This window comes from Paenibacillus sp. FSL F4-0243 (assembly GCF_037963295.1).
Classification (GTDB): domain Bacteria; phylum Bacillota; class Bacilli; order Paenibacillales; family Paenibacillaceae; genus Paenibacillus_AQ.
This window is the reverse complement of sequence record NZ_CP150151.1, coordinates 2,157,599-2,183,032: the sequence shown is the minus strand read 5'-3', so window position 1 is coordinate 2,183,032 and position 25,434 is coordinate 2,157,599. Positions and strand designations below refer to the sequence as shown.

The window sequence follows — 25,434 nt, the reverse complement described above, 5'->3', positions numbered from 1 at the left end:
TTGAACTACCATTTTTCCGCCTATTTATATCGGCTTCAATATATTCAGCGCTGGAGCCTAATGCGCAGCACCGCACCTGAGAACGTTGCTGAGCATTCTTTCCATGTAGCTCTGCTCACACATATGCTCTGTTCCATTGGTAATATTCATTATGGACGTTCATTAAACGCCGAAAGAGCAGCAACTATGGCCCTGTTCCATGATGCCAGCGAAGTGTTCACGGGTGACATTGCCACACCAGTGAAATACAATAATCCTCGGCTACTAACCAGCTTCCGCGAAATGGAAAGAATTGCTGCGGAACGCTTGACCGGTATGATTCCTCCCGAGCTTCAGGGCATTTACACGCAGCTCATGCAGCCAGAAGACAGTTCTCCCGATTCGGAGGACGTTCTCCTGCACAGCTACGTTAAAGCAGCAGATCGACTGGATGCTTACCTAAAGTGTGTCTGGGAGGTTGCTGCGGGCAACCGTGAATTCGCAGCGGCGAAAGAGCAGACAGGTGCGAAGCTACGCGGACTCGGCTTACAGGAAGTAGATTATTTCCTCACTCATATGGCTCCGAGCTTTGAAATGTCGCTCGATGAGCTGTCTGCTGGAAACTAAATCCCAAGATCAATACAAAAAGCTCTAATTCGGCTAACCCCGAATTAGAGCTTTTTATATAAGTATCTAGGTTTGGTTGGTTGAGCATCTACCCGTTTACGACCTCGCCACCATTTACATGGATGACCTGTCCGGTCACATAACTCGAATCGTCGGAGGCTAGATATACATAAGCTGGGGCCAGCTCCTCCGGTTGTCCCGGTCGCTTCATAGGCTGCGTACCGCCGAACTCACTAACCTGTTTTGCATCAAAAGTAGATGGAATAAGCGGTGTCCAAATTGGACCCGGAGCAACGCCATTTACCCGAATGCCTTTCTCTGCCAGATTCGTAGATAAGGAACGCGTGAAGCTCAGAATGGCTCCTTTCGTTGACGAATAGTCCAGTAATTGTGGACTACCACGATAAGCGGTAATCGAAGTCGTATTAATGATAGCTGATCCTGCTTTCAGATGAGGCATAGCCGCTTTGGTCAAATAAAACATTGCAAAAATATTCGTACGGAATGTACGCTCTAGCTGCTCGGACGTAATATCCTCGATCTTAGCTTGTGGATGTTGCTCCGCCGCGTTATTGATGAGAATATCCAGTTTCCCGAGGCCCTCTACCGTCTGTTTAATGAGATCTTTACAGAAGGTTTCCACACCAATATCTCCTGGAATCAGAATGCATTTGCGACCTTCCTGCTCCACCTGGCGTTTCGTTTCCTCTGCATCAGAGTGTTCATTCAGATATGAAATAACTACATCGGCGCCTTCTTTTGCAAAAAGAACAGCCACTGCCCGTCCGATCCCGCTGTCTCCTCCAGTAATAAGTGCCGCCTTGCCCTGCAATTTACCTGCCGCCTTATAATTAGCCGGCTCATATTTCGGCAACGGCTTCATTTCGCTCTCAATTCCTGGCTGATGATGCTGTTCTTGCGGGGGTAAGGTTTTCGTAGCTTGCTTGTCGTTTGACATAATCCTAGCTCCTCTCGTTAAGTAATTGATAGTTAACTGATCGTCTTAGGATGGCTCAAGCGTATACGTTTATACGCCCGCTTTATCATTTTTTTAAATTGCTGTATGAAAAGTTACTTACCACAATGCAGGTAGAATCAAACAATCCGAAGTTTTTTGAACACAAATAAGGACTGTCCCCTAAGCCATGAAATGGCGATGTGGAACAGTCCTTATCGTTTAATGAAATTTAGCTTTGCTTCAGAAGAAGCAATTTTGCCTTAAGCTCTACAATTTTAGTTATAAAATCTCCCGCAATCAGATTCTTTTGATCGTCGGTTAGCTTGATATATCTGTCATACACCCAGTTTACTGCTGCCTCATCATTCAATACTAACAAATCTACAGCAGGAAGCTTGCCAATCTTAAAACCCACATTATTTGCTTTCTGTTGGTCGGTTAAGTTAGTCTTTCCCTGATAGTAACCCAACACCTTTAACTCCGAGTCATATAGAAGAACCATATATTCCTCTTCAAAATTCGGTTGAGTATAAAATGGTGATTCATCGTAATCAAAACTTTCATACGAATACTCAACAGCGCTATAACTTTTAGAAACCTCATTAAGATACGCTACCGTAGATGAAATATGTTCTACATTAAAATCCTTAGTAGGGTCCAACATATAGAATGCTGTATTTGGGGTTGTAGTAAAGTACTTCACTTCAGGATGTTGCTGAACAAATGCACCAGCTATCGAGATGCTATTTTGAATGTATTGCGAATTGCTCGCTCCTGTAATGTTTACACCTTCACTATATTTAGTTACCATTGACATATCAAGAGTAGTATATTTCACATTAAGATCCAATTTTATTGTCTTAAAGCCAATGGGTGCACCATTCTTATCAAATAAAATTATCGTCATGTAATCCTTAACATGCTCTGAGTAGATTGGAAAACTAATTAAAGGAGATACAGGGAAGCTCTCACGTTCTTTTTCCCAATCTAATGCTTCTTCAGGAACGGTAGTGAAATAATACTCTGCGTGATTAGTTTTGCTAAATATTTCGTGTGATAATCCAGTCATCTTAATTGTAATTGTAGCTGCATTCGTATATTTATATACAGCCTCCTGTACTAAAGTTATGCCGTTCACTTCGGGAACATTCACCGCAGGTGTTGGCGTTGGTGTTGGTGTTGGTGTTGGTGTGGTTGTTGGTGCTTCCCCGCCACTACCGCCTCCACCACCGCTCGAACCGCCAGCAGCCGCTCCTACAGTAGGTGTAACGGTGGGAGTAGGCATAGTGATGGAATCCTTCTGAGATCCCTCTAACAGATCGGGCTTTTTCTCAAACGAAGACCCTTTAGCCCCATCGTTCACTGTTGCAGATAATAGCTGACCTTGTCCAGTTACCTTTGTGAGTGCATCCAGAATAACCTTACTCACAGTAGTACCTTGGCCTAGATTAAGAATTGCTCCAGTCTGTATAAATATACTCTTGATTTGGGTTGCTCCTTCAGTTACAAGACGAACAACTCCGCCTTTTCTCTGAACGACTACTTGCTCTATGATAGAATTCTTGAAGTGTATAGAATCAACACCTCCACCCTTAACAAAGACTTTTCCTTTTACAGTTACATTATCTAGTGATACTTCACCTTCTCCAATGCCTTCATCCAAAAGCAAATCCCCGTATATAACAGCGTTCTGAAGGTTAACCCCATAAGTACTCACTGTTACACTCTCATAACCCGTTAGGTGAGCAGGGTCTTTGCTGCCAAAAACTCCTGACTGTGTGATATGAAATCCACCACCCATTGGTGTATTCAAGGATTCCAATATTGCTACTGCTTCAGCCCGGGTCATAGCTTGCAATGGAGCAAAATTCCCGTTAGGATATCCTTTCATTGCTCCTAGATTCACCATTCCCGCTACCTTGCTCTCACTCCATGACGCTATCTGGTCCCGATCTTTGAATTGATCCAATACGACAGGGTCTGGATCTTCCAATTTCAGTAGCTTACTGATTATTACCGCAACCTCCTGGCGGGTAACAGGATCATTTGGGCGAACCTTATCGCCATAGCCCTTTATGTAACCTTGCGTAACTGCCTTGGAGAATTCCTCATACACCCAGCCGCTTGCAGGCAAATCAGTAAATTTCACTGGTTGACTCTTTGTGATCTCGAAGAAACGATTCACAAGGGCAACAAATTCAGCTCTCGAAATGCTTTGATTAGGCTTTACCGATCCATCTTCAAATCCTTTTAACCAGCCCTTCTCTAACCAGCTTTCGATCTGCTGCTGCGCCCAGTGACCCTCATAGTCTTTAACCGAGCTATCTGCTGCTGCGGATACGGAACCCAACGAACTAAATACTAAACTGAGACCCAAGCTTACACTCACAATCCTTCTTAACTTCACACCCATCCAAACTCCCCCGTAATCCCTCAGATAATAAAATAATTGTAATTTTAAACCAATCGCATAAACATTTTTATATTACTCTATTACTACGTAATTGAAAACGTCTTTTTCTCTAAGAAATAACTACTGTGATTTTCTCAACACACAAAAAAACCCGCTCTCCTTTACGGAAGCGGGCTCATAGTGCTACAGATTAAATAATATCGTTAAATACCATGAAGAATACCATCAGCAGCAATGACACGGACAGCAGCGCACTAAGCGTACGCAATTTGCCTGTTTCTGCTTTGACATCACGGTTCTCACGAATTCCAGCAGCAGCAAGACGCAAAGGCTTGCTCATAATACCACCAAGTGCAAACATTGCTAGCAACAATACAACGATAATGATCATCCATGCTACAGAATAATCACCCTTGGTCATCATGTAACCACCTGTAAGTAGTTGAATCACTAAACCGTACTGTGCAAAGCGGTTAAATCCAGTAACTGCACTTAACGTACCTTCTTTTGCTGCAGGCGACAATTTTTCAGCACGACCGATGATGAAAGGCAGTACAAGGTAAAATCCTAGTGCCAGCGTCCCGATCATATGTAAGAAAAACAAAACGTTCCAATCCATATCATATCTCCTCCAATTTAACTGTGATAATAGTTACATATAATTATACCCATAATATTAGAATAAGAAAAGCAACTTAGGTGTCCATTCTTTGAAGTTGTTGATATAAAAAAAGAGGGCGCCCTTAAGCCATTTCACGGCCTTCGGGACCCTCCCCTTTCATCTGACACAATCTACACAGATAATATTGCTGTTACACTACGTACGGACTCTGCGGACTTATCTAAAGCCGCTTTCTCCTCAGCCGTAAGCTCCAGTTCAAAGATCTTCTCAATCCCATTCGCACCAAGAAGAGCTGGAACACCCAGAAACAGATCGTCATAACCATATTCGCCTTCAAGCAAGGCAATAACCGGAATGATCCGTTTCTTATCCTTCAAGATCGCTTCCGTCATCTGAACTAAAGAGGCTGCAGGAGCATAATACGCACTACCATTTCCTAAAAGGTCAACGATTTCCCCGCCACCCACACGTGTACGCTTCACAATCTCCTCGATACGATCCGCAGAAATCAATGTATCGATTGGAATGCCTCCGACACTAGAATAACGAACGAGCGGTACCATATCATTGCCGTGTCCGCCTATTACGAAACCACGTACATCTTCAACGGATACGTTCAGCTCTTGTGCAATAAAAGTGCAGTAACGCGCTGTATCCAGCACACCGGATTGTCCAATTACGCGGTTTTTCGGAAAGCCTAACGCTTCAAATGCAGCATAAGTCATCGCATCTACCGGATTACTCAAAATAATTACGATGGATTCCGGTGCTACATCTCTTACGTTCTCGCATACCGACTTTACAATCCCTGCATTGATATTCACAAGATCGTCGCGGCTCATCCCAGGTTTACGGGCAATCCCTGCAGTGATAATTACAATATCAGAATCTACAGCATCTTCATAACTTGAGGTTCCAATAATATGACTGTCGAATCTCTGCACAGGACCTGCTTCTTGCATGTCAAGCGCCTTACCCTTGGTTGGGTTCTCCATTTGTGGAATATCGAGCAGCACAACGTCTCCAAGTTCCTTTTGAGCTAACATAAGAGCTGTAGTAGCGCCGGTAAAACCGGCGCCTACCACTGTAATTTTATAACGCTTGATCGCCACAGATTCGCCTCCTAGAAATGATAAAGGTAAGGCTAATGTTATCTGGCTAAGAACCTATAGGTGGTTAATAATTTCGTCTGCAAATGCGGAGCATTTCAGCTCAGTTGCACCTTCCATCAGACGAGCAAAGTCATAAGTCACGGTCTTATTGTTGATAGCAGTTTCCATACCTTTATAAATCAGGTCCGCTGCTTCCTGCCAGCCCAAGTGCTCCAAGAGCATTACGCCGGACAGAATGACAGAACCAGGATTCACAACGTCTTTGTCTGCATATTTAGGAGCTGTACCATGGGTAGCTTCAAAGATGGCGTGGCCAGTAATGTAGTTAATGTTCGCTCCAGGAGCGATGCCGATGCCGCCGATTTGTGCAGCCAGTGCGTCGGACAGGTAATCCCCGTTCAGGTTCAACGTAGCAATAACATCGAAATCAGTTGGACGAGTCAGAACTTGTTGCAGCGCGATATCCGCAATTGCATCCTTGATAATGATTTTGCCAGCAGCTTCAGCATCCTTCTGAGCAGCATTAGCGGCAGCCTCACCGTCACGTTCCTTAATCACATCATATTGACTCCAAGTGAAGACCTTATCTCCGAACTCTTGCTCAGCTACTTCATAACCCCAGTTTTTGAAGGCACCTTCAGTGAACTTCATGATGTTTCCTTTGTGAACAAGCGTTACGCTCTTACGTCCGTGTTTGATTGCATATTCAATTGCAGCGCGCACCAAGCGCTTCGAACCTTCGGAGGATACCGGTTTGATACCAATACCAGAAGTTTCAGGGAAACGGATTTTGTTAACTCCCATCTCTTTTTGCAGGAATTCAATGACTTTCTTCACTTCAGCAGAGCCTTCTTGATATTCAATCCCTGCATAGATATCCTCTGTATTCTCACGGAAAATAACCATATCCACCAGCTCAGGACGTTTAACAGGAGAAGGTACACCTTGGAAATAACGAACTGGACGCAGACATACGTACAAATCCAATTCTTGACGCAAAGCTACATTCAATGAACGAATACCGCCTCCGATTGGAGTAGTAAGTGGTCCCTTGATCGCCACAAAATATTCGCGGATTGCTTCCAACGTATCATTTGGCAACCATTCACCATATGTATTGAAAGCTTTTTCGCCAGCAAATACTTCGTACCAAGCGATTTGCTTAGTGCCACCATAAGCTTTAGTTACTGCTGCATCAAGTACGCGCTTGGAAGCTTTCCAAATATCACGGCCTGTGCCGTCACCCTCGATAAAAGGAATGATTGGATTATTCGGAACTTGTAGTTTTCCTTCTTTAATCGTGATTTGTTCGCCTTCTGTAGGTAGATCGAATTTTTCTAGTTTCAACATTTGAGTGTATTCCTCCTAAAGTTTTGTGGGATTTAAATAGCATTGACAAGCATCGAAGCATAAACGCCTTCGGCGTCCTTATAAGGACGGTAAGTGTTTAAGCGAGAAATATAAGACATAAAGTATCGTGTGAAACTTATACTTTCTTATATTTGAACAAAACTCTCATCATCATTAAAATCAAAAATTTAAAACACTATTGCTAGGGTTCATTCTACTAAACTTTAGGAGCAGCCCGCAAGGCTGCTCTTCTATCTTTCGTCTACTGGAACGTATTTCTGTTCAACCATACCCGTATATTCTGCACGTGGACGAATAATGCGGTTATCTGTATATTGCTCCAGAATATGCGCAGTCCAACCTGAAGTCCGGCTAATTGCAAAAATAGGAGTGAACAGTTCACGATCTATGCCTAGCTGTGTATAAACAGAAGCCGAATAGAAATCAACATTCGGTCTTAATCCCTTTTGCCCGGTAATCAATTGTTCAATATTTACGGACATGTCGTAAAGGGTGGTGTCATTTTTCATCGTGCCAAGCTCCAGCGACATTTTCATCAAATGTTTTGCACGTGGATCACCATTCTTATATACTCGATGACCGAAGCCCATGATTTTCTCACGGTTATCCAGTTTCTTACGGATAAACGGTTCAACCGCTTCCAAACTTCCTATCTCCTCTAGCATCTTCATAACAGCTTCATTCGCCCCACCGTGAAGCGGGCCTTTGAGCGCACCAATAGCGGAGGTGACCCCAGAATAAATATCGGATAATGTCGCAACTGTAACCCGGCCAGCAAAAGTTGAAGCATTCAGCTCATGGTCCGCATGAAGAACAAGTGCGGTATCAAGTGCTTTGACAGATACGCTGTCCGGCTCTTTTCCCCACAGCATATACAGGAAGTTCTCAGCAATAGAAACGCCTTCTTTCGGAGCCACTGGTTCAAGCCCCTTGCGAATACGCGACAGTGCCGCCACAATTGTTGGGAGTTGTGCCTGCAGTTTTACCGCCTTAATTTCGTTCGCTTCTCTGCTCATATCGTCAGCCGCTTCATCATAGAGAGCAAGGCTTGATACAGCCGACCGCAATGCTGCCATGGTGTTGGCGTCTTTTGGATAGAGCTTCATTTGCTCGATTACCTGTTCAGGAATCTGTGCGAAGGCACTAAGATCCCGCTTGAGCGCTTCCAGCTCTGGCACCGTCGGCAGACTGCCGAACCATAACAAATAAGCTGTTTCTTCGAAGGTAGCATGTTCTGCAAGTTCATCAATATCATAACCGCGGTAAGTGAGTACACCATCCACAATAGAACTAATGGATGAAGTTGTTGCAACGATACCTTCCAAGCCTTTGGTAGCTGTCATAGCATATCTCTCCTTTGCCAACAAGGTATAAAAACAATCTTAGTTCCATGAAAACATTTCCAATTCAAAGCATTAAAAAATCTAATAAGTGCGTGTAAGAACATTTCCGTCAGGAATGCTGTATGACCAACATGCTTCGTATCTTTATTCATCATACTGGATTTTGTCGGTTATGTGAACAATGTGGAAGCTTTGGAGCGCATCAAATGATTTTATCAGAGAGATAGAAAAAAACTTCTAATCCTCTGATTCAATTTTTTCATTTCAGTTTACAGATTCCGACCCGTTCTAATATTTATCCCGCATTCTAGTCTTTAAATCGATCCTATGAATATATATGAAGACGAGCTCTTATTCCCCTGTCTATGCAGGAATGAAGAAGGTGTGGTCTCGGTATGGATCGTTTGGTATTAAAAAGACTGCTGCGCGGCCTGTGGGTCGTTCTGGCAACTTCCATCTTCCTGCTCGCAATCTATTTATTACTTCCGCTGTTATACCCCCTGTTGCTCGCTTGGCTTCTCGCATATATCATGCATCCATTAGTACTTATTCTTAAAGGCTTTAAATTACCAAGCTGGCTTGCGGTATCACTTGCACTGCTATTTTATATAGGCGGAATCACACTAGTCTTAACCGCGATGATTACAAGACTCGTAAAAGAATTAATCGTCTTGCTGCAAACCTTTAATCTCCACACCGACCAATGGAAGGATCTTCTGATGTCCTTAAGCCAGAATGCAAGCATTCAGAACATCATCAACCAGATTAATCAATTCTACCGAGACAATCCTGACTATCATGCTACGATTGACAGCAACATCAGCAGAACAACGGAAACTGTAGGTTACGCAGTCACGCAAGTGGTCACGGGATTTTTTAATGTAATATTGAAACTGATCTCCGCACTTCCTAGTTTGGGTACGATTCTTATCGTGGTTGTCCTTGCTGCCTTCTTCATAAGTACGAGTTGGGAGCGTCATAATGATAAACTTACAGGCTGGCTGCCGACAGTATTCCTAAAGCCTGTGTCAGATATCTGGAGAGATTTACGCAGAGCGCTCTTCGGTTATCTACGCGCCCAGGTCATCCTCATCTCAATCACAGCGATCATTGTAGTAATCGGGCTGCTGCTGCTGGGTGTGAAGTCTGCATTTGCTATCGGCTTAATGATTGGCTTTGTGGATCTACTACCTTATCTCGGTGTGGGAATTGTGATGCTGCCTTGGGCGTTATATTCTTATATGACGGACAATCTGGCACTAGGGATAGGACTATCCATACTTTACGCTGTTATTCTTATTACCCGGCAGGTGCTTGAGCCGAAAGTGCTCGCCAGCAGCATAGGACTCGATCCCCTTGCCATGTTAATTGGCATGTTCGCCGGTCTGCAGTTGTTCGGTATGCTAGGGCTGATCATCGGCCCCGTTGTCCTAGTAGTCCTTGTTGCCTTTAACCGAGCGGGCGTATTCCGAGCTTTGCACAGCTACATTGTTAGCGGCAGATTAAGATAGGAACCGATAATCATCAATTCGTAAAATAGCAAACAGAGCGGTCCCTTCAGCAATGACAGGGTCCGCTCTGTTATTGTTGTAAAAAGTATACTACCGACGGTAAAAGGTGAAGGTGCCATTCTTCATCTTCTTCTCAATCCACTTCAGCAAAAATATACGGTACAAAGGCCGAGTCAATGGAAATACTAGCGTGAAACCGACAATATCGGTTACGAAACCCGGCAATATCAGTAGCAATCCTCCGAAAAAAATACATAAACCATCCAGCATCGTCCGACCAGGAACGCGGCCCTCCTGCATATGTGTTCTGCTGTCCTGCAGCACCTTCTTACCTTCAAATCGCATCATTAGTAGACCGATTACTGAAGTGGTCAGCATAAGCAGCAACGTTTTAAATGCTCCAAGTTGATCTGCTACGTAGATAAAACCGAATAATTCCACAGCAGGAATAATAAATAGTCCAGCCCATAACCATTTGCTTCTAATCATACTGAACCCCCTTCTTCCCGCAGCGCCTCTTTTATTGCGTGAAAGAGCTCTGGAAGGGCTCTATCCAGCCTAGCAGGCCTCCATTCCTGGTTCACCCAAACATGACTTGTCGTGCCGGTAACCAGCAGCTCCCCAGGTGGATCCATCGACCGCAACTCCCCTAGAGTAGCCAATAAATCTTCTGAATTTCCACCTTCTTCTTCCGAAAGCCTCCGCACTTGATACTCAAATACGACTCGTAACGCTGAGAAGGTAGTCATTCGCGCATACACGGAGATAAGATCATCATATCGCGCCGGACTTTTAAATTGCAAATCTGCTGAGGTGACAGGAAGTAGGACGCCTTGTTTCTCAAGTTCGCGATAAGTAAAACCAACCTGACGAAACATCTCCGTACGACCAGACTCAAACCAGTTCAAATAATTCGCATGATACACGACACCCATCTGATCACTTTCCTGATAGCGAACACGCAGGGTCGACTTATACCATCGGCTGGGCAAGCCAGCTCGTTCTAATTCCATCTATAAATACTCCTTTCAGCATAGCAGCAGGGAAGCGTTAAGCCTGGGCCCCGCCTGAAGATAGCGTGGTCGATAATTTGCGCCGAGAGTTTCTGGCAACATAGAACAGCAGCATTGCTCCTGCGATAGAGCTCAACATACAAGACAGATTCATTACTTCTACCCCGCCTTGATTGAGCAAGAATCCATTCAGTAAATTACCGACAATGCCAGAAAAACCTGCAAACACCATATTAAATACACTTTGGCCAGTGGCCTGCATCTCGTTAGACGTGATCTGAGATACATATTCGACTGCAGCAATATAAAAGAACCCAAATGAAAGACCATGCAGCACTTGCACTCCGATCATTACCGATGGATAAGGAAAAGCAACCTGAATACCCCACCGCAAAACATAAATAAGAGCCCCAAGGAGCAAGGTCCGCTCACGACCCAACCTCTTAATCACCTTAGAAGCAAACAGCATGGAAGGCACATTCGTCACCGATGCGAGAAAGAGCGCAATCCCTGCATAGCGCGTAGACCCTCCAACCGATTGAAAAGCAATTACAAAGTATGTACCAAAAGCAGCCATCGTCTGGTTCACAAGAAAGCTGCCACCCAAAAACGCAAGGAAGACCCGATTCCCCAGCAGTTGTCTTACCCCCTGAGTAAACGATTGCCTCATCATATGATTCTCTTCCGCCTGCTTCGGCAATGTAAACGCAATAAGGACTGCAATCAGATTAAAAAAGAGAAAAGGTAGCCATATCGTGGATACAGAGAAGGTAGATACGTACACCCCTCCTGCATAAGCTCCCAGAGCCGCTCCAATGCTCATCATAAGCCGGATGCTACCGTAAGTGGCTCCGGCTCTATTCGCCGCCGAGATCGCGTAAGAATCGGCTATAGGAGCCTGTGTAGAGGAGAAGATCGTTGAGCACGTATACACCAGAAGAAGTACAATGAAATATTCCGAACGATAAAAGACGGCTAGTAAGGCCGGAACCGCCACACTTAGGATTAGTACTAAACGCGTCTGATTATACCGATCAGAGATAATCCCCCACATCGGCTGAATGGTGATTGCAACTAGTGTGCCTGTTGCCATTAGTATACCTATCTGTCCACTATTAAGTCCATTATGGACCAGCAGCAGCGAAAGATAAGAGCCAAATGAACCGCCGGCCAATCCTAAAAATAGATAAAAGCCGCGCAGCTTCGATAATTTTTCCATTTGTACTATGAGTCCTCCAGCTTTATATTTTTATATTTTAACAGAACACCCGTACTTCATATGTAATCATCGCATTTAATATAGCAGTACTATAAAGGCGGTGGACAAGTTGAGCATAAAATATAACTCTCTCATGGTAAATCATCCTTGTCTAACAGACAAATCTAATGCGAGCAATAGACAAAGCTCTGCTTTTGGCTGGTCATCTAAGAACTGGAGTGGCTACACTGTTACTGGTAGAAAAGGTGCCTTCAATCGCATTTCCGGTGAATGGACCGTCCCATACGTAAAACCAACCCACAAATCCACCTATTCCTCCGCATGGATTGGCATCGACGGCTTCAAGAACAGTAACCTTATTCAGACGGGAACAGGTCATGAATTCGTAAATGGGATAGCCCGTTATTACGCCTGGTGGGAAATACTACCTGACGTCGAGACCGTAATCCCTTTTCCAGTATACCCTGGAGATCATATGAAGGGTACTATCACAAAAATAAACCACACGAAGTGGTCTATCACACTCCGGAATTTAAGCCGAAATTGGACCTTCCGAACGCTTCAGCGATATACTGGTCCGCAGACCTCCGGCGAATGGATTATGGAGGCTCCTGAGGTCGATGGTTCCATCGCAAAGCTGGCCCGCGTTGGTACTACCTATTTCAACTGTTGTCGAATCAATGGAAAACGACCTAGGTTAACTCTTTCTAATGGAGGGATCATGGTCCAGAATAACACCACCGTTGCGGTTCCTTCCAGTCCAAGCCCTCGAGGGGACTCTTTTAGCGTCAAACGTATATACTAACAGCATAAATGGATTCAGCACAAAAAAAAGAGCTGCCTCGTTTGTAGATTTTCACTACATCTGAGACAGCTCTTTTATTTCTCGCATAAACGCTTACCGTCCTTTAGGGACGCCAACCGCGTTTGGGCTTGGCTAATTAAAAACTATGAATCAGGCAAAGCACAGTCGAGTACTACTCGATTGTGCTTACTTTTACCAAGTTAGTGGAACCGGAACGTCCAAGTGGAATTCCTGCAGTAATCACAACTAGGTCGCCAGCTTGAACCAGACCGGAATCCTTACCACCTTGGATTGCTGTTTCAAGCAATTCATCTGTGGAAGTAGCTACTTTACCGAATACTGGCGTTACGCCCCAAACGAGGGACAATTGACGCATAGTTCTTTCTTGTGTCGTAACAGCAATGATTGGTGCTTTAGGACGGTATTTGGAAACAACGCGTGCAGTATGACCTGTAACAGTCGAAGAAAGAATAGCCTTAGCGTTCAGATCCAAAGCGGAAATTGCAACGGATTGGCTGATAGCTTCTGTAACTGTAGTTTCTTGTAAAGTTTGTTGTTTTGAGAAAATTTCACGGTGGTCCAGAGCGGACTCCGCTTTCTCAGCAATACGGGACATTGTAAGAACGGATTCTACTGGATATTTACCAGCAGCAGTTTCTCCGGAAAGCATGATTGCATCTGTTCCGTCGAAAATAGCGTTTGCTACGTCACTTGCTTCAGCGCGAGTAGGACGTGGGTTACGTTGCATAGAATCCAGCATTTGTGTAGCTGTGATTACTGGTTTGCCAGCAACGTTACATTTTTGAATCATCAATTTTTGAGCCAAAGGTACATCTTCAGCTGGAATTTCAACACCAAGGTCACCACGAGCAACCATCAGGCCATCGGAAGCTTCTAAAATTTCATCAAGGTTGTCAACACCTTGTTGGTTTTCGATTTTGGAAATGATTTGAATGTGAGAAGCGTTGTTTTTCGAAAGCAGCTCACGAATTTCCTGAACGTCGCTAGCTTTGCGAACGAAGGAAGCGGCGATAAAATCGATGTCCTGTTCGATACCAAAAAGAATATCGTTGGTGTCTTTTTCCGTAATACCCGGCAAGGAGATGTTTACTCCTGGTACGTTAACGCCCTTCTTGCTCTTGATCGTACCACCGTTTACAATACGGGTCTTGATTTCAGTTCCTTGAATGTCGACAACTGTCAAACCAATCAGACCGTCATCAATAAGGATGGTGGAGCCTACTTGAACATCATTAGGAAGCTCGCTGTACGTGATGGAAATACGTTCTTGGGTGCCAAGGATTTCTTCCGTAGTTAGTGTCAGGTACTCGTCCTGAACTAGTTCAATCGGTTCTACTTCCAACTTGCCTGTGCGAATCTCCGGTCCTTTTGTATCGAGCAGGATAGCAACAGTTTTGTTCAGTTCCTTAGATGCTTGACGGATCGTTTTAATCCGAGCACCATGCTCTTCAAAATCGCCGTGGGAGAAATTCAAACGGGCCACATTCATACCAGCCAAAATCAATTTTTTGATATTCTCCAACGATTCACTCGCAGGTCCGATCGTACATACAATTTTACTTTTCCGCATTAGGTTTTCCTCCGTTTTTTCGTTCTCTCTGTCTCACTTTTTCCAACTACAAAATCTACTACAAGGCTAACTAATTAAATAGGAACTTTGTCACATGTGCCTTTAACTACGCCCTTATGAATATTACTGCAACTTAGACACAAAATCAATGTTGTAGGCTCTTTTAGATGTAATTTGAGCTCGAATTATCTGAACGCACAAAAAAAATTAAAATAATCCCGGCATTGCGTCGAGATTATTTTAATTCCAATAAAATGTATAATTTACACTTAATTCAATATGGTCCACTAAGTATGGTTATATGTCTTAAAGTGCAAATGGAAAGGCACGATTCACACTTCAGATTCCACTTCTTCTTCAAGGAAAATCTGCTCCTGCTGGACTTCAGCAAACTCACCAATTTTACGGAATTTACGATAACGATCTTCTTTCAATTCCGCTCTATCCAGAGGAATTAGCTCCTGCAAGTGACGCCATAATGCATCCTTAATTGCAGCTGCCGTAGCTTCGTAATCACGATGTGCGCCGCCTTTTGGCTCAGGAACAATCTCTTCGATGACTTCCATTTCAAGCAGATCAGATGCCGTTATCTTCATAGCTTCTGCCGCTTGATCAGCCTTCGAAGCATCCTTCCATAGAATTGATGCAGCACCGTTAGGAGATATCGCCGAATAAATGGCATGTTCCAGCATAAGCACTCTATTACCAACTGCCAGTGCTAATGCGCCCCCACTTCCGCCTTCACCGATAACCACACAGATTACAGGAACACCAAACTGAGACATCTCGCGTAAATTACGGGCAATTGCTTCGGATTGTCCTCTTTCCTCAGCTGTATTGCCTGGATATGCACCTTTCGTATCTACAAAGGTTATAATGGGACGATTGAACTTGTCCGCTTGCTGCATCAGACGCAGTGACTTACGGAAGCCCTCAGGGTGTGCACTGCCGAAAAAGCGTAAAATATTCTCCTTCGTATCTTTACCGCGCTGCTGGCCAATGACCGTAACCGGGACGCCGTTAAGTTTAGCGATACCGCCTACAATTGCAAGATCATCCCCAAACATTCGATCCCCGTGAAGCTCGATAAAATCTGTGAAGATCTGCCCCATAAGATCAAGAGAAGTCGGACGTCCTTGATGTCTAGCTAGATGCATTTTTTGGGAAGGCGAGATATTAGAATAAACTTCCTCCTCAAGCACACGGTACCGTTCTTCCAGTCTTGCTACCTCATCCGTAAAATCAATACTTTTCTCTTCGCCAAACTGCTTTAGCTCGGCAATTTTCTTGCGCATTTCAACCAGAGGCATTTCAAAAGGCAACTCTCCTGCCAACCTAAAATCCCCCTTTCACATCATGCAATTCCAAAATTTTGGTCAGTGTGGCGCGCATTTCTTTACGGTGCACAACCATATCAATCAAGCCATGCTGCAGATTAAATTCAGCCGTCTGGAAATCATCCGGAAGCTTTTGGCGAATTGTCTGTTCAATGACTATACGTCCTGCGAAACCGAATACCGCCCCAGGCTCAGCAATAATAATATCGCCAAGACTAGCAAAACTCGCAGATACTCCGCCAGTTGTCGGATCCGTAATTATAGAAATATAAAGGCCGCCCACTTCGTTGAAACGAGCAAGCGCTGCACTGGTCTTCGCCATTTGCATGAGACTTAGAATACTCTCCTGCATTCTCGCTCCGCCAGAAGTAGAGAAAATAAGGAGTGGAAGCTGCTTCTCCGTGGCTTCTTCAATCGCCCGGGTAATCTTCTCACCAACTACAGATCCCATACTGCCGGAGAAAAATTCGAAATTCATCACAGCTACGATCACTGGATGTCCGCCAATAGATCCCTGCCCCGTAATCACGGCATCAGTTTGTCCCGATTTTAGTTGCTGTTGCTCCAGTTTTGAGGCATAACCCGGGAATTTCAGCGGATCTATAGAATACATTTCACTATCAAACTCAATAAAGCCCTCTGGGTCTAACGTCATAGCAATACGCTCTACGGCGTTCAAGCGCAAATGATGACCACAAGTAGGACATACTTTTAGATTCTTTTCCAATTCCTTGCTATACTGGATCGTTCCGCATTTATTACATTTACTCATTAATCCTTCTGGAATTTCCCGTTTGGGGCGTTCGCCTTCTGCAGGCACGCCGCTTCGCTCCAGACGTTCTGAAGGAATAGTCGCGTACTTCCGTTTCTTCTGAAATAAATCTTTGAACACACCCGCACCTCTTCAGCCGTTTATTTGCGTTATGCAGCTTGCCGCTGTCATGACTTTTCTCTTGATAGAAATTCAGGGATGCAGAATAAGATTAAGGACTTCCTGTACTTCCTCCAGTTCACCTGAAGGAACCAATATCTCAAACTGCTGCTTGGACATATTGATTGGACGGCATTTTACTAAAAAACCTTCTTCAGTCAGCTTACTCTTAATCATATCCGCCACTTTGGCGGTCGGCGCGATATATATTACCGTCCACATGCCTTGCAAGGCCTCCCCAATCTTAATTCCCAGCCGTATCCCGTATAATGGAATTATGATAACACAGTTTTCTTTTTTCCCGCAACAGGCGTAGGGCAAAGGAAGCAAGACTGAGGAACTCGTTCAAACGAAATGAATCGGGTCATTTATTCCGTATCCGTGACCAGAGGATATACTTTTGCCCCTTCCTGCCGATGAGCGATTCTAGCAGAAGCAGCTGCAGCGATACCCGCTACTAAGTCATCCAAGAACACGTGAATCCTCCCCTTATCATCGTTCAATTCACCAATGATTCCAAGCTTTATTTTGTCCAAGTACCCAAATCCTGTAAGTCCGATCATCCCATATACCCCTGTGATGCCAAGGGCTAGAGTCTCGTCCGCTCCATAAAGTGATTCATCCGCTTCCATTACTGCCTGGAGCGGCTGCGGAAGCAGTCTTTTCTCTGCCAGCTCATCAAGTGCGATCCCCGTCATTAACGTGTACTGCACTTCTCTTTTTCCCAATACAGATTTCACACTGGAAAGGCATTCTTCCTTGGATAAACCGGGATAATAGACCGATTGTAAAATATATACGATTTCAGCAATGGAAGAAAGTGATACGCCTCTACGTTCCAACAGATCAACTGCCATTTGATAGGACATGATGTGATTCCCCTTTCCGCCCAGGGATTCGCCCTGTGGTTTCCTAATGTATGCGGAAAAGGGTGGAATTGTTCTTATTTTATTCTTACGGTACCTGCCCCCAGCATAGACTCGATAGCCGCGATTAGCTCCTCGGTAGGCTTAATCCGATAATTATCGCTAAGGGCCAGGAGCTTCTGATCCCGTTCGTAGAACAGAATCGTCGCTACTGGGCCTGGATGATTCTGCAGCAGCTCCTTCAGGCGCGACAGCTGCGCAGCATTCTCGGCGGCCGGCGTGATCTTGATAAAGACACGCTGGCCTGAGCCCGGCGCTGGCGCAGCGGCCGGTGCAGGTGTTGCAGGCGCAGCTGCGCCGCCTGCAGGTCTGCCAGCGGGGCCAGTGGCGGCCCCGCTAGCCCGCGAAGCAGGAGCCGCGCCACGCGGCTGCGCTCCTGCTGAGGCCGAGCGTCCCGCGCTATATGGGCGGGACGCGGCGGCACTACGGCGCTGCAGCAGGCCGCGGAGTGTCTCCGCGGATAGCAGCGCCACTTCCTCGGCCAGCAGCTTGAAGCCTTCGTCCTCCTGCTGCACCTTGGCGCGCAAGGCCAGCAGCGCGCCCTTGGCAATCAAGCCGCGGCTTCGCTTCCACACCTCGGGGAAGAGCACGACTTCGCAGCGCTCGATCTGATCTTCCCATTCGATGAAGGCCATCGATTTTCCTTGCTTCGTCGTAATTTCCTTAACGGATACGACCATGCCGGCCGTAACCGTCTGGCTCTCATCTGCGGCTTCACCGAGATCCATCAGCCGCTGTATGCCCGGCTCCTCAAGCAGCTCAGCGCTATCGTCGAGCGGATGACCTGATAGATACAACCCCAACAGCTCACGTTCCATCTCCAGCTGCTGTCCTACTGTGAACTTAGGGATATCCGGATAGCGAATCTCCCAATTCGGCGTCTCCACCAAATCGTCGAACAACTGGATTTGCAGTTCATCCCGCTCCTTGCGCCATTTCGTCGCGGCGTCAACGGTCTCGTCCAGCATAGCCAGCAGCTGGGCCCTATGACCCGGCAGACAGTCAAAGGCTCCTGCCTGCAGCAAAGACTCCACTACCCGCTTGTTGCAGACCCGCAGATCCACACGTCGACAGAAATCGAGCAGGCTGTCGAACGGCCGCTCCTTGCGGACCGACATAATATTCTCCACTGCTAGAGTGCCGACGTTCTTAATCGCTGCGAGCCCAAAGCGGATATGCCCTGTTCCCGTTTCCTCTCCTGGAACAGGGGTAAACAGTACGCCGCTCTCATTCACATCCGGCGGTAATACGCCGATGCCCGTCCGGCGGCAGTCCAGTACATATTCCGCCACCTTACGGTGGGTTCCCATCACGGCGGTCAGCATAGATGCCATAAACTGTACCGGATAATGCGCCTTAAGATAAGCCGTCTGAAAAGCCAGCACACCATAAGCCGCCGCATGCGCACGAGGGAAGCCATAATCCGCAAACCGTACGATCATATCATAAACGGCATTCGCATCCGTTTCGTTATATCCTTGCTGCAAGCTCCCCTGTACAAAATGACTGCGTTCCTTATCCAACGTATCGCGCTTCTTCTTAGAAACCGCTCGGCGGAGCAGATCCGCTTCACCAAGCGAGAATCCAGCCATAAGCGAAGCAATCTGCATGATCTGTTCCTGATACACAATTATCCCATAGGTATCCGCTAATATAGATTTCAAATCAGGATGTGGATACTCTACTTCGATCTGACCGTGCTTACCTGCTATATATTTCGGGATAAACTCCATCGGACCCGGACGATACAAGGCTAGAACCGATACGATATCTTCAAAACCATTAGGCTTCAAATCCTTAAGCACACGTCTTACTCCCGCCGACTCCAGCTGGAAGACCCCAGTCGTCTCACCAGCACCTAACATTTCATACGTGAGCGGATCATGATCTGGTATGATTTTAAAATCTGGAACACTGCCACTCATTTCTTTAATCGAATTCATACAGCGTTCGATAATCGACAAAGTACGCAGGCCCAGAAAATCCATCTTCAGCAGCCCAACACTTTCCAAATGCTCCATAGAGTACTGAGTTAACGCTGTACTTTCGTTGCCCTCTTGAAGGGGTACAGCATCAGTCAGTGGACCTTTGGAAATAACAACCCCGGCAGCATGTGTCGAAGCATGACGAGGCATACCTTCCACTTTCATTGCCATATCCAGCAAACCTTTGATCTTCGGATTACTATCATACAGCGCTTTAAGGTCTGGAGTAGTCTCTAGCGCTCTAGCAAGGCTGATACCTAGTTGTCCTGGGATGAGCTTGGCAGCCTTATCTACCTCGTTATAAGGTAAATTCAGTACCCTGCCCACATCACGAACTGCAGCCCGTGCAGCCATGGTTCCGAACGTAATGATCTGTGCCACATGTTCTTTGCCGTATTTCTCCACCACATAAGCGATAACCTCATCACGACGCTCATCACTAAAATCGATATCAATATCCGGCATCGTGATCCGTTCTGGATTTAAGAAACGTTCAAAGAGCAAGTTATACTTAAGCGGATCTACATCCGTGATTCGTAGGGAATAAGCGGTAAGACTCCCCGCGGAAGAACCCCGGCCCGGACCAGTAGCAATCCCCTGACGATGACAATAAGCGATAAAATCCCACACAATTAGAAAATAATCGCTAAAACCCATATTCTCGATGACGCCAAGCTCATAGGCAAGACGCTTTTCAGCGGTTTCTCTTTGCTCAGGCGATGCCCAAAGCGGTGTGTCTATATACCGTTCTTCAAGCCCTTTAAAGCACAACTCTCGCAAATATGCAGCGGAGTCCTTACCTTCTAGAATTGGTGAATAGGCAGGCAGAATATGTTGACCGAAGGTAAGCTCCAAATTACATTTTTCTGCGATCAATAGCGTGTTACTGATAGCTTCAGGCACATGCGGGAACAACGCCGCCATCTGATCACTGCTTTTGAGAAACAGCTGATCTGTTCCGATCTTGAGCCGTTCCTCATCATCCACAGTTTTACCTGTTCCAATACAGATCAGAACATCCTGTACCTCTGCATCTTCCTTGGCTAAATAATGAACGTCATTCGTAGCTACAAGTGGGATCTCACAGGCCTTGGCAAGTGCGATCAGCTTCGGATTTACTCGCTTTTGCTCGGAAATTCCGTGATCTTGAAGCTCCAGGTAGAAGTCTTCGCCAAAAATCTCCTTATATCGCAGCGCAGCTTTTCGCGCCTCGTCATCTCTTCCATGCAACAAATGCTGCGGCACTTCGCCGCCAAGACAGGCACTGAGGCATATGATCCCCTCCGAATGAGCGGCCAAAACCTCCATATCAATACGAGGTTTATAGTGATGACCTTCCAGATGACCGATAGAGATCAGCTTCATCAGGTTCTTGTAGCCGGTTTCATTCTTGACGAGCAGAATCAGGTGATAAATCGGTTGATCTTTACGACTGCCTCGCTCACGGCGAGAGCCCGCGGTTAAATAAGCTTCACAGCCGATAATCGGCTTGATTCCATTCTCTTTACACGCTTTATAAAAGGGGATCGCCCCATACATCACTCCATGATCCGTAAGCGCCAGCGACTTCATGCCGTATTCGCCGGCCCGGCGCACGAGATCGGTAATGCGCGCCGCCCCGTCCAGTAAACTGTATTCGCTGTGCACATGCAAATGCACGAAAGGGCTCATCATCCCACTTCCTTTCTACTACAAAAATCAAACATAAATAGTTGTTCAACAAGTCCGCTTATGATCACGAAGTAACCCAAGAAGCTTACTCGACATCGAATATTGAATTCAGGCGAAACTTCCGGTGCTCACGTAGCTCCCATTACGCTCCGCTCCTCATTTTCTACCTTCTTTCAATCTTCTCGGTGCTGAAAACCGTACTTTTTGAACTCGCACTATAAGATGAAACTATTTTATCATATTAAAGGGGGACCCGCCCATAGAATGGATTAAGAGCACATGGACAGGCAACGTTTATAGATGCCTCGTCCGGGAAGGGGCCTTTATGAGCATATTTATGAGCAAAGCCATCCTCGATTTCTTTATCGCCTTCGGCATCGTACTTGGCGGAGCTATGGTCGGCGGAATCGGCGCCGTAGTATCCCTGCAACCACCGACGCAAACAATGCTAGATGTAGCAGACCGGATTAAAATATGGGCACTTGCCGCCGCTGTAGGGGGTACTATGGACCCTTTACGGGTCATTGAAAGCAATGTGATTGGAGGTAACCTCTCCCCCGCCATCAAGCAAATCATGTATATTGCCTTCGCTTTTCTCGGAGCTCATATGGGCAGCGAGCTAGTAAAATGGGTGTGCGGCAGGGGGTAACGCCAGTGAGAGTTCCACCATTCAGTCGTTTTCGTAGATTCACCCAAATTTCCGCTATATTCATGCTGGGAATCGTCGTAGGAGCCGTCATATACAACGGTATATACCATGTTGGATTTAACGTGTTATGGCTGAATAATGCAGACCTGCGTGCACAGATCGAGCAATATCAAGAGGATATTAAAACACTCAAAAAATACAATAATACCTCTACGGTAATCAGAGAAATCAAAATTCGATCAGAGGAAAGCAAAGCCCAAGCAGAAGGCTCACCCTCAGTTGACCCCGTAACTTTAAAATTAATACTTAGTGAAATACGATCAGATCTGGAGCCCATGCGTGGCCGCAGCATGTTCGATATTGACACAGACAGTAAACTGGTTAGACTGCTGCTGGATGGCAAACTTTACATTGTGCGTGATAAGGAATACTCTGTCAAAATCCGGACGATGCTCGTCATGGAAGGTGTTCTGCAAATCTGGGTGGAAATCAGTCCTTTTAAGCGCAACTAACAACAATCGTGTGATACAATAATGGACAGACAAAAGTGGAAATTACTTCAAGGTTTTTCACGACATGATAAAGGAGCTGGCTGTCCATGGTTTTATTTATCAAGTACTTATTGTTTATCCTTCTGGTGATCTTTGTAATCGGTGCCGCTGTGTACAGCTTATCCTCTCGCCGTGCCTTAAATCCCCAAGATAAGGGGCTAAAACGCTCCGTCATGAATGTGATGCTGGGCGCTATGCTCGTAACGCTCTCCCTGATTTCCATGTTTCTATTTCGCGGATCCACCGTTAATATCATTGTTGAAGCTGCCTTTCTTCTAATCGGTGTGTTTAACATCTTCTCAGGAATACGCAGCTATAGTTATTACAGCCGTAGCCGTAGCCAGGAACAACACCAGTCGAAAGCCTAGACTATCCCTCTGATAGGATTACAAGAATAAAATAGACTACCCTCACTATCATCGTTGAGGGCAGTCTATTTAGCATGTTTGTGATTCATTATCTATTAGCCGTGATCAATGGATTGCAGCATCAGGACAGCTTTTGCTACCAGGGTATCCGAATAGCTGATCTCTATTTCAAGCTTACATGTACGGCGACTAATTTCGAGCAGCCTCGGCATTACAATAATCGCATGTTCGATCTGTACCGGCCGGATAAAATAGGTGGACATATTATCTAATACATAGTCATTTCCTGTAATATCCTTAGCTGCCTTAAACGCAGAGAGCGTCATTAGCGTAGACAATACACCTTCAGAAATGGTACCAAGGTCTGTGGCCATCTGAGGCGTAATAAAGCCGTGAAAAAACAATCGTCCCTCTTCATCCCGCTCATCCGCAAAACCATTCCAGATGAGATGATCGAAGGTCTCCCCAAGCTGTGGAGTGTTACGGACATCTCGCAGACTTTGCAGCACTTCTTTACGGGTTAGGGAGCCCACCAATTTGCGGTTACGGTCTACAATGGGTAGGAAATCGACACCTTCCCACATCATGATCTGCGCAGCTGAAGCTAGTGAGGTATGCAGCGCAGCGGTAACCGGACTCCGAACCATAGCCTTTTCAATACTTTGCCCTTCTGTCAGGTTCTCTACTTCGCGTCGGCCGATAATCCCAATCACTCGGTTCCATTCATCTGTAACGGGAAAACGTTGCTCTCCAGTTTCCTCTGAAATCTGTCGTAGTTCACCTACGGTACTTGAAATTTTTAACGTAATCATACGCGGTTTGCTGTCGACAATATCTTCTACCAGCATAATTTTTTTCTTAATCAATCTATCAAAAATCGCTCGGTTAATCATTGATGCTACGGTAAACGTGTCATGTCTTGATGAAATGATGGGGAGATCCAGTTCGTCGGCTAATGCCTTCACTTCACGACTCGTCCCGAAACCACCTGTAACCAGAACTCCGGCACCCTGCTCTAGCGCCAAGGAGTGAACATCATCGCGGTTACCCACAATAAGCAGACTGTCTGCGTCTATATAACGAATCATCGCGTCGACCTTCATCGCACCGATTACATATTTATGTAGATGTTTACTCAGTCCGCTAGCCCCGCCGAGAACATGACCTTCCACAATATCAACCACGTCACCAAACGTCAGCTGTTCAGAAATGTTACGAGGCTTCTTTTCTACCCGTACTGTACCAATCCGTTCCTTCGTAATGACAATTCCAAGATTCTCAGCTTCCTTAACGGCACGATAAGCCGTTCCCTCACTGACCAACATTTCTTTTGCAAGCTTACGAACAGATATTTTGGAGCCTACCTTAAGACTTTCAATATGCTGCAGCAGTTGCTCGTGTTTAGTAATTGCATCGCCTTGACCTTCCAACTGTTACACCCCCGTACTCCGATCTGTACTATACTGTACTCATTATACACGGAGAGAATGGCACAGTACAACCGATTCATAAGCATCGAATTCGAATTTAACTGCCCGTTATTTAGCAACCTTTTCCTCTTTTTTATAGTCTGAGAGTTAAAGAAAGAGGAAAGGAGCATTGTGGATATGAACAAGACCATGTTAATAATATTTACCATTACTTTGCTTTTCATAGGACTGATCGGCTGTGGAAATGCGAGAACCGAAGTAAAACAATCAAGCCAAATAGAACTGGATGCACAAAATATAGTTTCTATTAACTTAATTGAAAAAAACCAGCCGGTGACGACTATTTCTGAAGCATCATCCTTGGAACGTTTCGTTCAAGCCATAACTGCTGCTGAATATGATAAAGGACAACTAGATATTGCTCCAAGCGATTACAGAACCACCGTAAACATGAAGGACAGCATAAGTTATGAGTTCTCTTTTTGGATCGTCGAAAGCAACAGTGGGTTACTCATTAAATCGGGACAAACGGGTCACTATCGTCTTTCGGATATCAGCAAAAAAGATCTGTTGGACTTATTCCAATCGACTGTTAAAGAAGATAAGATTTCTCCAGCAGACACTACTAACCCACAGCCCCCTAACGTTCAAGTTACTGTTGGCGGTGAGCATTTCGATGCCATTCAAGGCTCTTATTGCTGGAATGACAATGGCAAAGGCTCCTGTGTAGATATGGCTTCTTACGATCAATTAGTTACCAAACAGAAGGTACATCCCAAAGCCATCAGCCGTGATCAGGTAGAACTCAAATTCTCATCTGCACCCAAGGAGATAGAGGTTGTGGCTTCATTTCCTGGTGAGGAACGTCCGGACGAAGCTCTTTCCGTAGAAAATAACAGTTTTCAGCTCGCAGCAGGTAGCGGAAAACATCTGTATATAATCCAAGCAAGATGGCCTCAGGGGAGCGCCAGTTATGTATTTGAAGTAGAATGCTCTGCCAGTAAAGAGTAACCCGTTTGTTA

At 45.5% G+C, this 25,434-nt stretch carries 23 protein-coding genes; 7 read left to right on the top strand and 16 right to left on the bottom strand.

The window, feature by feature from the left end:
- Positions 1-606 carry a 5'-deoxynucleotidase gene (gene yfbR / locus NSS87_RS09625; RefSeq protein ID WP_143764010.1) on the top strand — a complete coding sequence of 202 codons (606 nt, stop codon included), beginning with the start codon at positions 1-3 and terminating at the stop codon, positions 604-606.
- A gap of 88 nt (positions 607-694) precedes the next feature.
- Here yfbR and NSS87_RS09620 read toward each other — a convergent pair whose 3' ends face one another.
- The 6 genes from NSS87_RS09620 to NSS87_RS09595 all read right to left on the bottom strand — a co-directional run bounded on the left by NSS87_RS09620 (position 695) and on the right by NSS87_RS09595 (position 8,425).
- The gene (locus NSS87_RS09620; protein WP_042186532.1) at positions 695-1,564 is read right to left on the bottom strand and encodes an SDR family oxidoreductase; all 870 of its coding nucleotides are present in this window, start codon (positions 1,562-1,564) and stop codon (positions 695-697) included.
- Between the two features lie 229 nt (positions 1,565-1,793).
- On the bottom strand, positions 1,794-3,977 hold the full coding sequence (locus NSS87_RS09615) for an S-layer homology domain-containing protein (protein ID WP_339246587.1): 2,184 nt from the start codon (positions 3,975-3,977) through the stop codon (positions 1,794-1,796).
- Between the two features lie 190 nt (positions 3,978-4,167).
- Positions 4,168-4,596, bottom strand: a complete 429-nt coding sequence (locus NSS87_RS09610; protein ID WP_042125989.1) for a hypothetical protein — start codon at positions 4,594-4,596, stop codon at positions 4,168-4,170.
- 173 nt (positions 4,597-4,769) lie between these two features.
- Complete coding sequence (mdh, locus tag NSS87_RS09605; RefSeq protein ID WP_339246584.1) at positions 4,770-5,711, bottom strand: malate dehydrogenase; 942 nt, start codon at positions 5,709-5,711, stop codon at positions 4,770-4,772.
- 54 nt (positions 5,712-5,765) lie between these two features.
- Positions 5,766-7,061 carry an NADP-dependent isocitrate dehydrogenase gene (gene icd / locus NSS87_RS09600; RefSeq protein ID WP_042125986.1) on the bottom strand — a complete coding sequence of 432 codons (1,296 nt, stop codon included), beginning with the start codon at positions 7,059-7,061 and terminating at the stop codon, positions 5,766-5,768.
- A gap of 251 nt (positions 7,062-7,312) precedes the next feature.
- The gene (locus NSS87_RS09595) at positions 7,313-8,425 is read right to left on the bottom strand and encodes a citrate/2-methylcitrate synthase (RefSeq protein ID WP_042186527.1); all 1,113 of its coding nucleotides are present in this window, start codon (positions 8,423-8,425) and stop codon (positions 7,313-7,315) included.
- 395 nt (positions 8,426-8,820) lie between these two features.
- On the opposite strand from NSS87_RS09595, the gene ytvI reads away from it, so the two are divergent.
- Positions 8,821-9,936 (top strand): sporulation integral membrane protein YtvI, encoded by a 1,116-nt coding sequence (gene ytvI / locus NSS87_RS09590; RefSeq protein WP_339246582.1) that lies wholly within the window; start codon positions 8,821-8,823, stop codon positions 9,934-9,936.
- Positions 9,937-10,026: 90 nt separating this feature from the next.
- Here ytvI and NSS87_RS09585 read toward each other — a convergent pair whose 3' ends face one another.
- Genes NSS87_RS09585 through NSS87_RS09575 form a run of 3 tightly spaced genes read right to left on the bottom strand, consistent with a single transcriptional unit; the run spans position 10,027 to position 12,168 of the window.
- Positions 10,027-10,425, bottom strand: coding sequence for an FxsA family protein (locus tag NSS87_RS09585; RefSeq protein ID WP_042186523.1), 399 nt, complete (start codon positions 10,423-10,425; stop codon positions 10,027-10,029).
- Positions 10,422-10,949, bottom strand: a complete 528-nt coding sequence (locus NSS87_RS09580) for a thioesterase family protein (protein WP_042186522.1) — start codon at positions 10,947-10,949, stop codon at positions 10,422-10,424. Before NSS87_RS09580 ends, NSS87_RS09585 begins: the two co-directional genes overlap by 4 nt.
- A gap of 37 nt (positions 10,950-10,986) precedes the next feature.
- Positions 10,987-12,168, bottom strand: coding sequence for an MFS transporter (locus NSS87_RS09575; RefSeq protein WP_042186520.1), 1,182 nt, complete (start codon positions 12,166-12,168; stop codon positions 10,987-10,989).
- 109 nt (positions 12,169-12,277) lie between these two features.
- Between NSS87_RS09575 and NSS87_RS09570 the strand changes: the two genes are divergently transcribed.
- A complete protein-coding gene (locus tag NSS87_RS09570) occupies positions 12,278-12,973 on the top strand; it encodes a G1 family glutamic endopeptidase (protein ID WP_231573410.1) in 696 nt (231 codons plus the stop codon).
- Positions 12,974-13,145: 172 nt separating this feature from the next.
- Here NSS87_RS09570 and pyk read toward each other — a convergent pair whose 3' ends face one another.
- The 6 genes from pyk to NSS87_RS09540 all read right to left on the bottom strand — a co-directional run bounded on the left by pyk (position 13,146) and on the right by NSS87_RS09540 (position 21,414).
- Positions 13,146-14,564 (bottom strand): pyruvate kinase, encoded by a 1,419-nt coding sequence (pyk, locus tag NSS87_RS09565; protein WP_042186514.1) that lies wholly within the window; start codon positions 14,562-14,564, stop codon positions 13,146-13,148.
- Positions 14,565-14,896: 332 nt separating this feature from the next.
- Positions 14,897-15,898, bottom strand: a complete 1,002-nt coding sequence (locus NSS87_RS09560; RefSeq protein ID WP_042186511.1) for an acetyl-CoA carboxylase carboxyltransferase subunit alpha — start codon at positions 15,896-15,898, stop codon at positions 14,897-14,899.
- Position 15,899: 1 nt separating this feature from the next.
- Entirely contained in the window at positions 15,900-16,793 is an 894-nt protein-coding gene (gene accD / locus NSS87_RS09555) for an acetyl-CoA carboxylase, carboxyltransferase subunit beta (RefSeq protein ID WP_042186509.1), read from the bottom strand.
- A gap of 72 nt (positions 16,794-16,865) precedes the next feature.
- Entirely contained in the window at positions 16,866-17,054 is a 189-nt protein-coding gene (locus NSS87_RS09550) for a hypothetical protein (protein WP_042125966.1), read from the bottom strand.
- A 146-nt stretch (positions 17,055-17,200) separates the two neighbouring features.
- The gene (locus tag NSS87_RS09545; protein ID WP_042186505.1) at positions 17,201-17,701 is read right to left on the bottom strand and encodes a phosphatidylglycerophosphatase A; all 501 of its coding nucleotides are present in this window, start codon (positions 17,699-17,701) and stop codon (positions 17,201-17,203) included.
- Between the two features lie 74 nt (positions 17,702-17,775).
- On the bottom strand, positions 17,776-21,414 hold the full coding sequence (locus tag NSS87_RS09540; RefSeq protein ID WP_339248494.1) for a DNA polymerase III subunit alpha: 3,639 nt from the start codon (positions 21,412-21,414) through the stop codon (positions 17,776-17,778).
- A 325-nt stretch (positions 21,415-21,739) separates the two neighbouring features.
- Here NSS87_RS09540 and NSS87_RS09535 point away from each other — a divergent pair, with 325 nt between their 5' ends.
- The 3 genes from NSS87_RS09535 to NSS87_RS09525 all read left to right on the top strand — a co-directional run bounded on the left by NSS87_RS09535 (position 21,740) and on the right by NSS87_RS09525 (position 22,982).
- A complete protein-coding gene (locus tag NSS87_RS09535; RefSeq protein WP_042186502.1) occupies positions 21,740-22,063 on the top strand; it encodes a YtrH family sporulation protein in 324 nt (107 codons plus the stop codon).
- Positions 22,064-22,068: 5 nt separating this feature from the next.
- Positions 22,069-22,575 (top strand): hypothetical protein, encoded by a 507-nt coding sequence (locus NSS87_RS09530; RefSeq protein WP_339246576.1) that lies wholly within the window; start codon positions 22,069-22,071, stop codon positions 22,573-22,575.
- A gap of 86 nt (positions 22,576-22,661) precedes the next feature.
- Positions 22,662-22,982 carry a YtpI family protein gene (locus NSS87_RS09525; protein ID WP_042186497.1) on the top strand — a complete coding sequence of 107 codons (321 nt, stop codon included), beginning with the start codon at positions 22,662-22,664 and terminating at the stop codon, positions 22,980-22,982.
- Between the two features lie 95 nt (positions 22,983-23,077).
- Here the strand turns inward: NSS87_RS09525 and NSS87_RS09520 are convergent, their stop codons facing one another.
- Positions 23,078-24,412: a DRTGG domain-containing protein gene (locus NSS87_RS09520; protein WP_042186494.1), complete on the bottom strand. Its 1,335-nt coding sequence runs from the start codon at positions 24,410-24,412 to the stop codon at positions 23,078-23,080.
- Between the two features lie 177 nt (positions 24,413-24,589).
- Here NSS87_RS09520 and NSS87_RS09515 point away from each other — a divergent pair, with 177 nt between their 5' ends.
- Positions 24,590-25,423, top strand: coding sequence for a hypothetical protein (locus NSS87_RS09515; protein WP_339246574.1), 834 nt, complete (start codon positions 24,590-24,592; stop codon positions 25,421-25,423).
- Positions 25,424-25,434 lie beyond the last annotated feature (11 nt).

Bases quoted from the DNA above. Each gene is read 5' to 3' on its own strand.
- NSS87_RS09620 (WP_042186532.1), bottom strand. From the start codon at position 1,564: ATGTCAAACGACAAGCAAGCTACGAAAACCTTACCCCCGCAAGAACAG.
- NSS87_RS09515 (WP_339246574.1), top strand. From the start codon at position 24,590: ATGAACAAGACCATGTTAATAATATTTACCATTACTTTGCTTTTCATA.
- NSS87_RS09615 (WP_339246587.1), bottom strand. From the start codon at position 3,977: ATGGGTGTGAAGTTAAGAAGGATTGTGAGTGTAAGCTTGGGTCTCAGT.
- NSS87_RS09535 (WP_042186502.1), top strand. From the start codon at position 21,740: ATGAGCATATTTATGAGCAAAGCCATCCTCGATTTCTTTATCGCCTTC.
- pyk (WP_042186514.1), bottom strand. From the start codon at position 14,564: ATGCGGAAAAGTAAAATTGTATGTACGATCGGACCTGCGAGTGAATCG.
- NSS87_RS09575 (WP_042186520.1), bottom strand. From the start codon at position 12,168: ATGGAAAAATTATCGAAGCTGCGCGGCTTTTATCTATTTTTAGGATTG.
- icd (WP_042125986.1), bottom strand. From the start codon at position 7,061: ATGTTGAAACTAGAAAAATTCGATCTACCTACAGAAGGCGAACAAATC.
- NSS87_RS09580 (WP_042186522.1), bottom strand. From the start codon at position 10,949: ATGGAATTAGAACGAGCTGGCTTGCCCAGCCGATGGTATAAGTCGACC.
- NSS87_RS09550 (WP_042125966.1), bottom strand. From the start codon at position 17,054: ATGTGGACGGTAATATATATCGCGCCGACCGCCAAAGTGGCGGATATG.
- NSS87_RS09585 (WP_042186523.1), bottom strand. From the start codon at position 10,425: ATGATTAGAAGCAAATGGTTATGGGCTGGACTATTTATTATTCCTGCT.
- ytvI (WP_339246582.1), top strand. From the start codon at position 8,821: ATGGATCGTTTGGTATTAAAAAGACTGCTGCGCGGCCTGTGGGTCGTT.
- NSS87_RS09595 (WP_042186527.1), bottom strand. From the start codon at position 8,425: ATGACAGCTACCAAAGGCTTGGAAGGTATCGTTGCAACAACTTCATCC.
- NSS87_RS09610 (WP_042125989.1), bottom strand. From the start codon at position 4,596: ATGGATTGGAACGTTTTGTTTTTCTTACATATGATCGGGACGCTGGCA.
- NSS87_RS09525 (WP_042186497.1), top strand. From the start codon at position 22,662: ATGGTTTTATTTATCAAGTACTTATTGTTTATCCTTCTGGTGATCTTT.
- NSS87_RS09545 (WP_042186505.1), bottom strand. From the start codon at position 17,701: ATGTCCTATCAAATGGCAGTTGATCTGTTGGAACGTAGAGGCGTATCA.
- NSS87_RS09540 (WP_339248494.1), bottom strand. From the start codon at position 21,414: ATGAGCCCTTTCGTGCATTTGCATGTGCACAGCGAATACAGTTTACTG.